The organism is Chelativorans xinjiangensis (assembly GCF_009812055.1).
GTDB lineage: Bacteria > Pseudomonadota > Alphaproteobacteria > Rhizobiales > Rhizobiaceae > Chelativorans > Chelativorans xinjiangense.
The window spans coordinates 49,735-63,862 of sequence record NZ_WQNH01000012.1; the positions used below are offsets into that span (position 1 = coordinate 49,735).

At 64.1% G+C, this 14,128-nt stretch carries 14 protein-coding genes; 5 read left to right on the forward strand and 9 right to left on the reverse strand.

The annotated features are described in order from the left end of the window. Window positions 1–38: 38 nt before the first annotated feature. Both GM910_RS10955 and GM910_RS10960 read left to right on the forward strand, forming a co-directional pair. Window positions 39–779, forward strand: a complete 741-nt coding sequence (locus GM910_RS10955; RefSeq protein ID WP_159587587.1) for a Bax inhibitor-1/YccA family protein — start codon at window positions 39–41, stop codon at window positions 777–779. 102 nt (window positions 780–881) lie between these two features. After that, window positions 882–1,451 carry a GNAT family N-acetyltransferase gene (locus GM910_RS10960; RefSeq protein ID WP_159587588.1) on the forward strand — a complete coding sequence of 190 codons (570 nt, stop codon included), beginning with the start codon at window positions 882–884 and terminating at the stop codon, window positions 1,449–1,451. Between the two features lie 115 nt (window positions 1,452–1,566). On the opposite strand, the gene GM910_RS10965 is transcribed toward GM910_RS10960, so the two are convergent. The 8 genes from GM910_RS10965 to tesB form a co-directional block, all read right to left on the reverse strand. After that, the gene (locus tag GM910_RS10965; RefSeq protein WP_159587589.1) at window positions 1,567–1,953 is read right to left on the reverse strand and encodes a DUF2794 domain-containing protein; all 387 of its coding nucleotides are present in this window, start codon (window positions 1,951–1,953) and stop codon (window positions 1,567–1,569) included. Window positions 1,954–2,344: 391 nt separating this feature from the next. After that, window positions 2,345–3,106 carry a DUF1223 domain-containing protein gene (locus tag GM910_RS10970; RefSeq protein WP_159587590.1) on the reverse strand — a complete coding sequence of 254 codons (762 nt, stop codon included), beginning with the start codon at window positions 3,104–3,106 and terminating at the stop codon, window positions 2,345–2,347. A 136-nt stretch (window positions 3,107–3,242) separates the two neighbouring features. Continuing rightward, window positions 3,243–4,043, reverse strand: a complete 801-nt coding sequence (gene xth, locus GM910_RS10975; RefSeq protein WP_159587591.1) for an exodeoxyribonuclease III — start codon at window positions 4,041–4,043, stop codon at window positions 3,243–3,245. Window positions 4,044–4,222: 179 nt separating this feature from the next. Then, a complete protein-coding gene (locus tag GM910_RS10980) occupies window positions 4,223–4,873 on the reverse strand; it encodes an outer membrane lipoprotein carrier protein LolA (RefSeq protein ID WP_159587592.1) in 651 nt (216 codons plus the stop codon). 112 nt (window positions 4,874–4,985) lie between these two features. Continuing rightward, on the reverse strand, window positions 4,986–7,475 hold the full coding sequence (locus GM910_RS10985; RefSeq protein ID WP_159587593.1) for a DNA translocase FtsK: 2,490 nt from the start codon (window positions 7,473–7,475) through the stop codon (window positions 4,986–4,988). Window positions 7,476–7,779: 304 nt separating this feature from the next. After that, a complete protein-coding gene (locus tag GM910_RS10990) occupies window positions 7,780–9,141 on the reverse strand; it encodes an ammonium transporter (protein ID WP_159587594.1) in 1,362 nt (453 codons plus the stop codon). 29 nt (window positions 9,142–9,170) lie between these two features. Continuing rightward, a complete protein-coding gene (locus tag GM910_RS10995) occupies window positions 9,171–9,509 on the reverse strand; it encodes a P-II family nitrogen regulator (RefSeq protein WP_159587595.1) in 339 nt (112 codons plus the stop codon). 221 nt (window positions 9,510–9,730) lie between these two features. Next, window positions 9,731–10,597, reverse strand: a complete 867-nt coding sequence (tesB, locus tag GM910_RS11000; RefSeq protein ID WP_159587596.1) for an acyl-CoA thioesterase II — start codon at window positions 10,595–10,597, stop codon at window positions 9,731–9,733. Between the two features lie 94 nt (window positions 10,598–10,691). Between tesB and GM910_RS11005 the strand changes: the two genes are divergently transcribed. The 3 genes from GM910_RS11005 to GM910_RS11015 all read left to right on the forward strand — a co-directional run bounded on the left by GM910_RS11005 (window position 10,692) and on the right by GM910_RS11015 (window position 13,661). Next, window positions 10,692–11,939 carry a ubiquinone biosynthesis hydroxylase gene (locus GM910_RS11005; protein WP_159587597.1) on the forward strand — a complete coding sequence of 416 codons (1,248 nt, stop codon included), beginning with the start codon at window positions 10,692–10,694 and terminating at the stop codon, window positions 11,937–11,939. Window positions 11,940–11,962: 23 nt separating this feature from the next. Beyond that, window positions 11,963–12,400 carry an OsmC family protein gene (locus tag GM910_RS11010; RefSeq protein WP_159587598.1) on the forward strand — a complete coding sequence of 146 codons (438 nt, stop codon included), beginning with the start codon at window positions 11,963–11,965 and terminating at the stop codon, window positions 12,398–12,400. 139 nt (window positions 12,401–12,539) lie between these two features. Next, a complete protein-coding gene (locus tag GM910_RS11015; protein ID WP_159587599.1) occupies window positions 12,540–13,661 on the forward strand; it encodes a Leu/Phe/Val dehydrogenase in 1,122 nt (373 codons plus the stop codon). A 2-nt stretch (window positions 13,662–13,663) separates the two neighbouring features. On the opposite strand, the gene GM910_RS11020 is transcribed toward GM910_RS11015, so the two are convergent. Further along, window positions 13,664–14,113, reverse strand: coding sequence for a DUF302 domain-containing protein (locus GM910_RS11020; RefSeq protein ID WP_159587600.1), 450 nt, complete (start codon window positions 14,111–14,113; stop codon window positions 13,664–13,666). Between the last annotated feature and the right edge of the window lie 15 nt (window positions 14,114–14,128).

The following is a 14,128-nucleotide window of genomic DNA, read 5'->3' on the forward strand; positions in this document are numbered from 1 at the left end:
CCGACACCCGACGGGAGAGTGCGAGAAAAGAGGAAACAATGGCTGACCTTCGTAACTATCAGCCGCGCATGGCGAGCGACGCCCGCGCGGGCGTGGCCATCGACGAGGGCCTGCGCGCCTACATGATCCGGGTTTACAACCTCATGGCTCTCGGGCTGGCCATCACCGGCCTGGTTGGATGGGGTGCCTTCAACTTCGCCGTGGCCGACGGCCAGCTCACGGCCTTCGGCCAGCTCATCTACGCAAGCGCCTTCCGCTGGGTGGTCATCCTTGCCCCGCTGGCGCTGGTCTTCTTCATGAGCTTCCGCATTCACACGATGAGCGTGGCGGCGGCGCAGACCACCTTCTGGGTCTATTCGGGCCTGGTGGGACTCTCGCTTTCGACGATCTTCCTCGTCTATACGGGCGAGAGTATCGTGCGGACCTTCTTCATCACCGCCGCCTCCTTCGGCGCGCTGTCGCTGTGGGGCTACACGACGAAGCGTGATCTTTCCGGTATGGGCTCCTTCCTCTTCATGGGGCTCATCGGCATCATCATCGCCATGATCGTCAACATCTTCCTGGCTTCTTCGGCGCTGCAGTTCGCCATTTCGGTGATCGGCGTGCTCGTGTTTGCGGGGTTGACGGCCTACGACACGCAGCAGATCAAGGAGATGTACTACGAGGGGGACGATCAGCTCGTGGCCGGCCGCAAGGCCATCATGGGCGCGCTCAGGCTCTACCTCGATTTCATCAACCTGTTCATGTTCCTGCTGCAGTTCCTCGGCAACCGCGAGTAACGGGCGGAACTGGAACGATCAGGAAAAGGCGGCTTTAGAGCCGCCTTTTCTTTTGCCTTGTATCCTGCCATGAAGATGGAAACCACACCGAACGAACCGCCGATGACCGCTATCACCATTCGCCCGTCGGTATCCGACGACATTCCCGCCATCACGCAGATCTACGCCCACGCCGTTGAAAGCGGCACGGCGAGTTACGAACTGGAGCCGCCGGGAGAGGAGGAGATAGCCTCGCGGCACGAGGCGCTGGTCTCGCGCGGCTACCCCTATCTGGTGGCGGAGGTAGAAGGACGGGTGCTCGGCTATGCCTATGCCGGGCCGTTTCGTCCACGCCGCGCTTATCGCTTCATGGTCGAGGATTCCGTCTATATCGCGCCGCAGGCGCAGGGGCGCGGCCTCGGTCGGCAGTTGGTAAAGGCGCTGATCGAGGAATGCCGGACACTGGGCTTCAGGCAGATCGCCGCCGTCATCGGCGACGGCTCACCGGACAGCGCCTCCGTGCGCCTGCATGAGGCTCTTGGCTTCCGCCATGCCGGCGTTCTGAAAGGCAGCGGCTACAAGCATGGCCGCTGGCTGGACACGGTCTTCATGCAGCTCGAACTCAACGGCGGCGCGGCAAGGCCGCCGGATGCCGAATCTCTACCCGAGAGGCTGTTCCGGGAGGGGCGTTAGATCGGATCATCGTTTCGCGGAATCGATGATCCGATCCAACCCTTTGCCTGGTTGCAATTCCGGACGGAAAGCCGGTTTCCACTTTTCGCGGAATTGCTCCAGGTATCGCCTTGGCTCACGCCCGCACGAGTTTGAGCTTGCGGTCGAACACCGTCAGCACACGGCTCAACTCATGCCCGCGCTTCAGGATGGCGCCGGTGGCGGCGATAACGCTGTAGGCGCCCTGTTTGCGGGCGAGTTTGGGGGTTTTGACGATCTGGAACAGCGGCACCTCACTGGTGCGGCGGAAGACGGAGAACACCGCTCTGTCCCTCAGGTGATCGATGGCGTAATCGCGCCACTCGCCGGTGGCCACCATCTGCCCGTAGAGGCGCAGTATCTGGTCCAGCTCGCGGCGCTCGAAGGTCACCGGCAGGTCGAGTCGTGCCCGCCGCGCCTCGCTGAGCCGGACGAGAACTCCGGAATCGTCGCCGTCCTCCCCGGCGCTTGCAAAGTCAGTCATGTTCAGTTCGCACCCTCATGACGGTTTATGACAAGAAAGTTGGCGTGCCGCGCCGGGAAATGCAACCCCGTGCGCCCGGGATGATGCGCCATCTTTCTTTCACGAACACAAAACGCCCTGTCGGATTTGGTGATCGTCTGCCTTATTCTCGCCGTCTTCTTTCCAAGCTCCCGCCTGATTTTGAAGCCAGCATTCTGATGTTGCCTGAGACGGTTCGATCCGGAGGCGGCGCCGTACCCCAAGCCCCCCCGCCCACGGTGTCGTAGCCGGATCGAACCAACTCCGGCGCTTCTGCGCCAATCTAGCAAAGGCAACGATCCCGAACTGGATCAACGCCGGTACAGGCGAGCGCCGTACCGGCGTTTTTCTTTTGCGGGAACGTGGTGGGCGATTACCAGCTTTCGGCGGTGCGTGCGGCACCCAAAATGGCGCCGGGGCGCCCTTCGGCATCGAAGGATTGAAGCAGCACGGCGCAGCGGCCACCCTTCTTCTTCATCTCGCTCTTTGGCAGTTCGAGGCGCATGGCCTTGCCGTGCCACATGCCGACGGTCTGAAAGCTGGTGACGATGTTACGGTAATCAATCGACCGTCCCCGGTTCTCGCCGCCGCGGATCGACACCACCTGGCGTGGTTGGTAGTAGACGACGACGATGTGCGCGTCGGCCGGGGCCGCCTTGGCCGCGCCGACATCGACGAAGACGCTCCCATCGTTGGAAGAGATGTCGACGTCGACACGCAGTGCCGCGACGCTTTCCGATCCCTCGTCGATGGCCGCATATACGTCCTTACGATGCGAGCCGACGATATCCCGCTGCCCGTTGACAACCGCCTGTGGGGTGTAGACCGAGCGATCAAACGTCTCTCCGTAGGCGCGCTGCCGGGCAGTATTTTCCGGCGTGGCCAGTTCGTCCTTCCAGCCAAGATAGTCCCAATAGTCGACGTGGTAGGCAAGCGCCACCACATCGTCCCGCTCGGCCAACTCCATCAGCAGCGCATCCGCAGGCGGGCACGAGCTGCAGCCCTGGCTGGTGAAAAGCTCGACCACCCCCGCAGGCCTCTCCGCGGCCTGCACGTGGAACGGCGCTATAAGCGCCAGAAGGAGGATGGTCAGCTTCATCGCGCTCACATAGATGCGCGCGGGAGAGGTTCGCATATCCTTTTCGCCTGTCGGTCCGTGTCTACCCCAATCGCACGGCAAGTTTGCCGGCTCCGCCGTCTTTCCGCATTCATGCAGCGTAACGGCTGTTGGGCTTCCTTGGGAAGTCACGTTGCGGTGAAGCTCTGGTGCTTCAGCCGAGCTCGGCGATCACCGGTACGTGATCGGAGGGGCGCTCCCAGCCACGCGCCTCGCGCAGGACCTCGATGCGCTGCAGCGCCGGCGCGAGGTTTGCGGAAGCCCAGATATGATCGAGCCGTCGTCCGCGGTCGGACTGGTCCCATTCCTTGGCGCGGTAGCTCCACCAGGTAAAAAGCTTTTCCTCCGGCGGGACATGCCGGCGCACGAGGTCGATCCAACCTCCCCTGTCACGCAGATTGTCCAGCCCCTCGGTCTCCACCGGCGTGTGGCTCACAACGTTCAGGAGCTGCTTGTGGGACCACACGTCCGTCTCCAGCGGGGCGATGTTAAGGTCGCCTACCAGAACCGTCGCCGTGTCGACGTCCTCGGCGGGGCGCACCGCGTGCATTTCCTCGATGAAGTCGAGCTTGTGGCGGAACTTGGTGTTGATCTCGGGATCCGGCTCGTCGCCGCCCGCCGGGACGTAGAAATTGTGCAGGAGGATGCGCCTTCCCTCTACGTCCAGCATGGTCGAGACGTGCCGACTGTCGACGATGCCGCAGAAGCCGCGCTTTTCCACCAGCTGCATGGGCCGGCGCGAGATGGTCGCCACGCCGTGATAGCCCTTCTGGCCATGGATTTCGATGTGCCCGTAACCGAGCTTGCGGAAGGCGGCCAGCGGGAACTGGTCGTCCGGGCACTTGGTCTCCTGCAGGCACAGGACGTCCGGCTGGTGTTCTTCCAGGAAGCGCTGCACCAGCGGCAGGCGCAGGCGGACGGAATTGATGTTCCAGGTGGCGATCTTGAGGGGCATTCGGCGCTCGGCTTGCAGCTTCTTCAGACAGAGCGGCAATAAAGCAATTCCAGGAAAAGTGGAAACCGGTTTTCCGTCCGGAATTGCGACAAAGCAAAAGCTTAGATCGGATCATCGATTCCTTGAACCGATGGTCCGGTCTAGCGCCGGATGAGCCGATGGCAAGCGCGGTGCTGTCATCAACGGCCGCGGTTCAACTCGTTGACACGGCGGTAATCGATCTCAAACACGCTGGGATCGAAGGTGACGCCCGCTTGCACATTATAGATCATCACCGTCGTGTCCTTGCCCTGGGCGTCGGTGATGGTCCACTGGCGCAGTTCGTAGGAGCCGGCGTCGAACATCATGGTGATGGTCGAACTGCCGAACACCTTCCGGTCGGCCAGCCTGATGGTCGTCAGATCCTCGTCCTCCTGGACGCTCTGCACCTTTTCGCCGGAAAGATCGATGCGCTCGTCGAGGAGCAGCTTCAGAGGCGTTTGTGACAGCGGATAGACGTCCGCGGTGTTCATCCTCTTGTTCCGTACCACCACGGTTGTTCCATCGGAGACAACCCGGAAACCAGCCGAACCCTCATAGTCGAAGCGGAGCTTCCCGGGCCGCTCGATGTAGAACTTACCGCCGGTCTGCTCGCCACGGGGACCGAACTGCACGAATTCGCCGGTCATGGTGCGCACGCTGGAGAAATGCGCGGCTATGCGCTCGGCTGAATCCGCAGCTGCCTGCGCCGCGCCGGCCGTCAGGACGCCCAGGGCAAGGGCGAGGAGGGCGGCCAAGGGGCGAGACCTCAGGCGGCGGGCGGCGGTGTTGCGCTTGGCTGGAATGGCCATGCTTTTCTGCACTCCGAAACGATTTGTCATTTGACGGGACGCTATCGCCTCAACAGGGCCGAAATTGGGCTCCGGGCCCGAGCGTCCTGGCGAGGGGCGCAGCCTTCGGCTCTCAGACGTCCTCCTGCTCCGTCGGCACGAGGATCTCGCGCTTGCCGGCGTGGTTGGCCTGGCCGACGATGCCTTCCTGCTCCATACGCTCGATGATGGAGGCGGCGCGGTTGTAGCCGATGCCCAACCGCCGCTGGATATAGCTCGTCGAAGCCTTGCCGTCGCGCAAGACCACTGAGACCGCCTGGTCGTACGGGTCTTCCGAATCGCCCAGATTGCCGGCGTCGCCACCGCTGCCGCCGGGGGAATCGTCGCCGTCGTCTTCCGTCACCGCATCAAGATAGGCCGGCGCTCCCTGGGTTTTCAGATGTGCGACGATCTGCTCCACTTCCGTGTCCGACACGAAGGGGCCGTGCACGCGCTGGATGCGCCCGCCACCGGCCATGTAGAGCATGTCGCCCATGCCCAGGAGCTGCTCGGCGCCCTGCTCCCCCAGGATGGTGCGGCTGTCGATCTTGGAGGTGACCTGGAAGGAGATGCGGGTCGGGAAATTGGCCTTGATGGTGCCGGTGATCACGTCGACCGACGGGCGCTGGGTGGCCATGATGACGTGGATGCCGGCGGCGCGCGCCATCTGTGCCAGGCGTTGCACCGCGCCCTCGATATCCTTGCCGGCGACCATCATGAGGTCCGCCATCTCGTCGATGATGACGACGATGAAGGGCATCGGGTCCAGATCCAGGTTCTCGGTTTCGTAGATCGCCTCGCCAGTCTCGCGGTCGAAACCGGTCTGCACCGTGCGGGTGATCGTCTGGCCCTTCTTCTGGGCCTGGGCGACGCGCTGGTTGAAGCCCTCGATGTTGCGCACGCCCACCTTTGACATCTTGCGGTAGCGGTCCTCCATCTCCCGCACGGTCCATTTCAGCGCCACCACCGCCTTCTTCGGGTCGGTGACGACGGGCGTGAGAAGATGCGGGATGCCGTCATAGACGGAAAGCTCGAGCATCTTCGGGTCGATCATGATCAGGCGGCACTCCTCCGGCGTCATGCGGTAGAGCAGCGACAGGATCATCGTATTGATGGCGACCGACTTACCCGAGCCGGTGGTACCGGCGACGAGCAGATGCGGCATCTTGGCGAGGTCGGCGATCACGGCGCTGCCGTTGATGGTCTTGCCCAGGCCCAGCGCCAGTTTCGTCTTGGTGGTCTCGAACTCGCGGCTGGCCAGAAGCTCGCGCAGGAAGACCATCTCGCGGGTCGCGTTGGGCAATTCGATGCCGATGGCGTTACGCCCAGGCACCACGGCCACGCGCGCGGCGATAGCGCTCATCGAGCGGGCGATGTCGTCGGCAAGGCCGATGACACGCGAGGACTTGATGCCCGGTGCAGGTTCCAGTTCGTAGAGCGTGACGACGGGGCCGGGGCGGACATGGATGATCTCGCCCTTGACGCCGAAGTCCTCCAGGACCCCTTCCAGAAGCCGCGCATTCTGCTCCAGTGCTTCCTTGGAGAGGGTCGCGTCCTTGGCCGCAGCCTTCGGCTCGGCCAGAAGATGCAGTGCGGGAAGCGTGAACTCGCCCGAATCGAGGAACGAGGGCTGTGCCTCGCGGCGCACGCGTGCGCCGGGTGCCGGGCGGGGCGCGGGGTTGCCCACGCGTGCCGCGGGCTGCTGCGCTGCCAGGCCTGTCGGCTCCGGTGCGATGGAAAGACCGTCGAAAGGTGCGGTGTCGAAGCCGTCGGCGTCGAAATCGGGCTCGATGCGCTCATCGCCCACCGCTGCCGGCTTGGGCATCGGCGCGTCGAACTCCGGCGCCAGGGGGCCGACATGCACGGCGAAGCGGCGACGCCAGAAGGCACGCACCGACAGCCACCAGTGTACAAGCACGCCGAGCGCGACGAAGCCCCCGTCCTCCTCGTCTTCGTCGATGTCGTCGAAGGTGTCGGCCTCCGACTCGGCCGCGGGTGCGGGGGCCGCGGAGCGGCCGAAGACGCCGGCGCCATAAAGGGTTAGCCATACGGCAGGTACGGCGAGCAGCCCCGCCACCGCGATGCCGAACCAGCCCTGTGGGTAAGCGCCGCTGAGCATGGCGGGAGCGGCCAGAACCACATCGCCGAAAACGCCGCCGAGCCCGGTGGGCAGCGGCCATGTCTCCGGTGGGGTCATGCAGCCGGCAACGCCGGCGGCCAACATGCTGCCGCCAAACCAGGCGGCCGAGCGGCGCCAGGGCCTGTCGATGCCGCGCGCGGTAAAGAGGAAGATGCTCCAGAAGACCGCCGGCACGAGGCCCGCCACCGATGCGAGGCCGAAAAACTGCATGGCGATGTCGGAGTAGACCGCGCCGGGATAGCCCATGGCGTTGGTCACCGGGTTGTCAGTGGCATAACTGAAGCTCGGGTCGGCGACGTTCCACGTGGCAAGGCTCGCCAGGCAGAAGGCAACGAGCGCCAGCGTCAACAGCCCAAGCCCGCGCGCTGCTTGTCTCCTCAAGAAGCCGTGCACCCCGAAACCGCCGTCATGCATGGCAAACGCCGCGGAAGAACCGGAACTCATTCGCATTTCCCCGTCCACAGTCATAGATGACGCGCTCGCGCACGCTCCGACACCGGGCCTAACCTAGACGGGGGAAGGTTAAGGCGGCATTAACCATGGGAGTAGTGGGGAATAGGGGAGCAAGGCAGCGGGGTTTGCAGTGGCACACCGACTGCCTTACGGCCTTGTTCCCCCTATTCCCTGTTTCATAAAAAAGAGGCCCGGAGCGTTCCGGGCCAGAGGTAGCAGCGTCAAAGTCAGTGATTGCTGCGACGGGAGACTTTCCATCCGGCCGGCGCGCGGCCGGATGAATTTTGCTATGGGTCTAGCGGACCCGGGAAGCGATGAACTCCGGATAGGCTTCGACGCCGACCTCGCCCACGTCGAGCCCCGTTTGCTCTTCCTCGGGGCTGACTCGCAGGCCCACCGTGGCCTTCAGGATGAACCAGACCACCAGAGAGGCGACGAAGGTGAACACGCCATAGGCCAGGATGCCGATGAACTGCACGCCGAAGCTCGTATCGCCGTTGGTGATCGGCACCGCCAGCGTGCCCCAGATGCCGGCAATCAGGTGGACGGGAATGGCGCCGACCACGTCGTCGATCTTGAACTTGTCGAGGAGCGGCACGGTGAAGACCACGATGACGCCGCCGATGGCGCCGATGACGATGGCCATGAACGGGCTCGGCGTCAGCGGCTCGGCGGTGATCGAAACGAGGCCCGCCAGCGCGCCGTTGAGCACGAAGGTGATGTCGACTTTCTTGTAGACGAGTTGGGTGAGGATCAGCGCGGCCACCACACCGCCGGCGGCGGCGAGATTGGTGTTGGCGAAGATGCGGCTGACATCCGACGCGTCGGCATTGGAGCCGAGCGCCAGCTGGGAGGCGCCGTTGAAGCCGAACCAGCCGAGCCACAGGATGAAGGTGCCGAGCGTGGCAAGCGCCATGTTCGATCCAGGAATCGGCTGCACCTGACCCTGCGGGCCGTATTTGTCCGCGCGCGCACCGAGCAGGATCGCACCGGCGAGGGCCGCCCAGCCGCCCACCGAGTGCACCAGCGTCGAGCCGGCGAAATCGGAGAAGCCCATCTCGGACAGCCAACCGCCGCCCCACTGCCAGGAGCCGGCGATGGGATAGATGAAGCCGGTCAGCACGACGACGAAGATGAGGAACGGCCACAGCTTGATGCGCTCGGCGAGCGTTCCCGAGACGATCGAGGCGGCCGTGGCGACGAAGACCATTTGGAAGAACCAGTCGGACGCGACCGCGTAGTCGCCTTCGTTGGCCACCCCGGCATCCGGCCAGCTATAGGGCCAGAACGTGCCGAAATAGCCGTTCACGTCGACATACATCACCGAGTAGCCCACGACCCAGTACATCAGGCCGGCGATGGAGTAGAGGGCGATGTTCTTCAGAAGCTGCATGGAGACGTTCTTCGAGCGCACCATGCCTGCTTCCAGCATGGCGAAGCCCGCCGCCATCCACATGACAAGGAAGCCGCCCATGAGGAAAAGAAGCGTGTTGAAGACGAAAGCCGTCTCTCCGGCCACACCGGCCGCCGCCTCCGCGGCTTCAGCCGCTCCTTCGGCAGCCTCCTGGGCAAATGCCGGCAAGGTTGTGAAGGCAGTGAGCGCGAGTACGCCAAGCCCAACCCCGCGTCCCGCGAATGTTATTTTCGGAAATCTCATTTTACTCTCCCTGAAAAGGCCGGAGTCGCTCACAGCGCGTCGGCGTCGGTCTCGCCGGTGCGGATGCGCACGGCTTTCTCGATGTTGTGGACGAAGATCTTGCCGTCGCCGATCTGGCCGGTCTTGGCGGCGGTCGTGATGGCATCGACGGCCTTGTCGGCCGTATCGTCGTCCACCGCCACTTCCACCTTGACCTTCGGCAGGAAGCTCACCGCATATTCGGCGCCGCGATAGATTTCCGTGTGCCCCTTTTGCCGCCCGTAGCCCTTAACCTCGGTGACGGTCAGCCCCTGAATGCCAAGCTCGGTCAGCGCTTCACGCACCGCCTCCAGCTTGAACGGCTTTATGATTGCCATGACGAGTTTCATCAGGTTTCACCCCTGCCTCTGCGGATAGACCGCGTTGCATGTGCCGCCGACGCACCGAAAGGCGCAGCCGGCAGTGGCAAAGGCGAATCAAGTGCCGTGCCAATTGCATGACATCGCACTCAAGCTTCTTTAATCGTTGAGGAAAATCGGTCGAGAAAGAAGCGGCAGATGGTCTGCTTTCAAAGGGGAAGGGTAAAAACTAGGCAAAATTTCAGAATTGCCTATTTTTTGCGCAGACGGACCAGTCCCTCTTGGGCAACGGAAGCGACAAGCATGCCGTCGCGCGAGTAGATGCTGCCGCGCGAAAACCCCCTGGCGCCACCTGAAGAGGGGCTGTCCTGGGTGTAGAGCAGCCAATCGTCGAGCGGATGCGGCCGGTGGAACCACATAGCGTGATCGAGGCTGGCCATCTGCAGCTCGGGGTCGAAGACAGAACGTCCGTGAGCGAAGGTGGAGGTGTCGAGCAACGTCATATCGGAGAGATAGGCGAGCACCGCCGCCTGGATGGCGCGGTCCTCGGGCACGGGGCCCGTCGCCCGCAGCCACACATCCTGGAAAGGCGGCAGCTTATCGTGCGTCGTGTAGTGCTCGATATGGACGGGGCGGATCTCCACCGGGCGCTCGCGCTCCCAATAGCGGCGGATATTCTCCGGCACCCGATCACCGAAGGTCGAGAGAAACGCCCGTTGCGGGCGCAGCGTCTCGGGTGCGGGAACCTCCCCCGGCATCGGCAGCTGATGCTCCAGCCCCACCTCGTCAACCTGGAAGGAAGCGGCGAGGGAAAAGATGGCATGGCCGTGCTGGATGGCGACGACGCGCCTTGTGGCGAAGCTGCCTCCATCGCGGATCCGGTCCACTTCGTATATGATGGGCACTGCCGGGTCCCCCGGACGCATGAAATAGCAATGCAGGGAGTGCACGTGGCGGTTCTCGGTCACGGTGCGTTGCGCGGCGACCAGTGCTTGGCCGATCACCTGCCCGCCGAATACGCGCTGCCAACCCACCTGCGGGCTGCGACCGCGAAACAGGTTGTGTTCGAGCGCCTCGAGATTAAGTATGTCGAGGAGCGCCTGCATGGCTGACGACATGTGGACTGGACCCCTCTGGTAGCGTTGCGGTAGCGGTGACAAACCGAAGGGCGAGGCGCAAGTCAAGGCAGCAATGTACCACGGAGGAAAACCCATGGCCGGCAAAAACAAGGGCGAGCGCTTCTCCGACCGCCTCGATGTGGTGATTGCAGGTGCCGGCTATGTGGGACTGGCTATCGCCGTTTCGCTCGTCCAGGCACGGCCGGGCTTGAAGGTACTGGTCGTCGATGCCGCGCCAGAGGGCGTTTGGCAGCGCGACGGCCGTGCCTCGGCCATAGCGGCGGCGGCGGCGCGCATGCTGCGCCAGCTCGGCTGCTGGGATGAGATCGCGCCGGAAGCCCAGCCGATCCTCGATATGGTCATCACCGATTCGCGCACTTCCGATCCGGTGCGCCCGGTCTTCCTGACCTTCGGCGGCGAGGCCGCGCCCGGTGAACCCTTCGCTCATATGGTCATGAACCGCGATCTTACCGGTGCGCTGCGCCGACGCGCCGGTGAGTTGGGGGTCGACATCCTGCAGGGTGTGGCGGTCGAGGGCTTTGAGATGGAGCCGTCCGAAATCGTCATCCGCCTCGGGGACGGCGCCGGCCTGCGCACGCGCCTGCTGGTCGCCGCCGACGGAGTGAAGTCGCGCCTGCGCAACATGGCCGGCATCCGCACGCTGAACTGGGAATACGGCCAGTCGGGCATCGTCTGCACCGTTGCGCACGAGCGTCCGCACGAGGGCCGGGCGGAAGAGCATTTCCTGCCCGCCGGCCCCTTTGCCACGCTGCCGCTCAAGGGCAACCGCTCCTCCATCGTGTGGACCGAGCGCACGGAGGATGCCGAGCGGCTGGTGGCCGAGGACGATCTCGTCTTCGAGCATGAACTCGAGCAGCGCTTCGGCCTCAAGCTCGGTGAGATCCGGGTCGAGGGGCAGCGCCGCGCATGGCCTTTGGGCCTGACGCTGGCGCGCGACTTCGTGCGCCCACGCTTTGCGCTCGCCGGCGATGCCGCCCACGGCATCCACCCCATTGCCGGCCAGGGCCTCAATCTCGGCTTCAGAGACGCCGCCGCGCTTGCGCAGGTGGTGGTGGAAGCGGACAGGCTGGGTGAGGATATCGGGGCGCTCGACGTGCTGCAGCGATACGAGCGCTGGCGCCGCTTCGATACGGTGCAGATGGGGGTGACGACGGACGTGCTGAACCGCCTTTTCTCCAACGATATCGCGCCGCTCAGGGCGGTGCGCGACATCGGTCTGGGTCTGGTGGACCGCATGCCCGGCATGAAGAGCTTTTTCGTCCGCCAGGCCTCCGGCCTGTCCGGTTCCGCGCCGCGCCTGCTCCAGGGCGAGGCAATCTGAGCGCAAACACAAGGAGACGAAGGATGAAGCGTCACGCGAATGCCATCTGGAAGGGATCGCTTACCGGAGGCTCCGGCAGGCTCGACACCCAGAGCCAAGCCATCGGCGACCTGCCGATCAGCTTCAAGGCCCGCTTTGAGGACGAGACCGGAAACGCCGGCACCAACCCGGAGGAGCTGATCGCTGCGGCACACGCGAGCTGCATCGCCATGCAGCTCGCTCATCTTCTGGCCGAGAACGGCACGCCTCCCGAGACGCTTTATTCCAAGGCCGAGGTCGACCTGCAGCCGGCCGAAGGCGGCGGCTTCGAGATCCGCTCGAGCGCCATCACGATGATCGGCAAAGTGCCGGGGATGGAGGAAGACAAGTTCAAGGAGATCGCCGCCAAGGCGAAGGAAATCTGCCCGGTATCCAAAGCGCTTGGGGCCATCGAGATCACCCTTGAGGCGAAGTTTGCCTAAGCTCGGCACCTGGCGACAGTTTTGCGATGGTTTCTTGCCGCGAGCGCAATGGTCGGTCGCGGCAAGGCTTTATTTCGCAACCAAAAATCCGCCGACAGGCCTACATTTATATGCAGATGAGTCGTTCCGGAGGAATGCCATGCTGCACGTTCGCGAACCGAGGACGCTAAAGAAGCCCGCCGGCAAGTCCACCCTGACCATCGCCGACGTCACAGCGGATGCCGCCCTCCTTCCCGCATACGACAGTCACGAGCGCATCTGGCTTGGCCGTGACGATGAAAGCGGGCTTACCGCCATCGTTGCCATCCACAATACCGTGCTGGGCCCGGCGCTCGGCGGCACACGTGTCTGGCCGCACGAAAGCTTCGAGGCCGGGCTCACGGACGCGCTGCGCTTGTCGCGCGGCATGACCTACAAATCCGCCATCGCCGGCACGCCCTTCGGCGGCGGCAAGGCGGTCATCATTGCCGATCCCAAGACGGAGAAAACACCGTCGCTGCTGTCATCCTATGCCGACATGCTGGCGGCGCTCGAGGGCCAGTTCTTCACGGCCGAAGATGTCGGCCTCACGCTGGCGGATGCAGATTTCCTGCGTACGCGCGCGCCGAACGTGGTCGGCACCAAGAGCGGCAGCGGCAATCCTTCGCCGGTGACGGCGTATGGCGTCTTTCTCGGCATCAAGGCGGCGCTCAGGCATCGCCGGGGCACCGAGAGCCTGAAGGGTGTGGGCATCGCCGTGCAGGGCCTCGGCTCCGTCGGCTGGTCGCTGTGCGAAAATCTGCATGAAGAGAGCGCCGCCCTGACCGTGACCGATATCGACACAGCGCGCATCGAAGAGGCGAAGAAAGCGTTCGGCGCGAAGGGGCTGGCGCCCGACACCATCCTCTCCGCCGAAGCGGATATCTTTGCGCCCTGTGCACTGGGCGGCGTGATCTCGCGCGAGACGATCCCTTCGCTGAGGGCCGAGATCGTCGCCGGCTCGGCCAACAACCAGCTTGCCCGGCACGAGGACGCCCGGCTCTTGATGGAAAGCGGCATCCTCTACGCCCCGGATTACGTCATCAATGCGGGTGGTCTCATCAACGTAGCCGCCGAGCTGGCGCCCGGTGGCTACAATCGTGCCGCGGCGATGGCCAAGGTTGCGCAGATCCCGAAAACGCTGAGTGATATCTTCACCCGCGCAGAAGTGCAGGGACGGCCGACCAACGATGTCGCCGCCGAGATTGCCATGGAGCGTATAAGAACCGCCGCCGCAGCATAGCCCTACTCCGCCTGGACAGCCTTTCCGGTGATGGTGTCGAGCGCCTTCGCCATAGCGTCCAGCGCCTCATCGGCGCCGGAGATGTCGTAGCGCTCCTGCAACGCTTCGGGCGAGAGATAGCCGACGCGCGTCTGCCCGTCGTCCTCCCATACGAGCACGCGGATGGGCAGATCGAACGCAGCTTCCGGCGCGGCCTGCATGATGGGCGTGCCGACTTGAGGGTTGCCGAAGATCAGGACAGTGGCCGGTGCGAGCTCCAGTCCGGCGCTCTCGGCATTGGCCTGGTGATCGATACGGGCGTCCAGCGTTGCAGGGCTGTTGCCGATGACGGTTTCAAGACGATCGGCGGTGGTGCTCACGTCGTGCGGGCTGTCCAGCACGACCCACCCCTCGGCAGCTTGGGCGACAGCGACACCGGCCACGAGGGCCGTGGCGGCAAGTATGGTTCGCATGCGAATCTCCCTCGG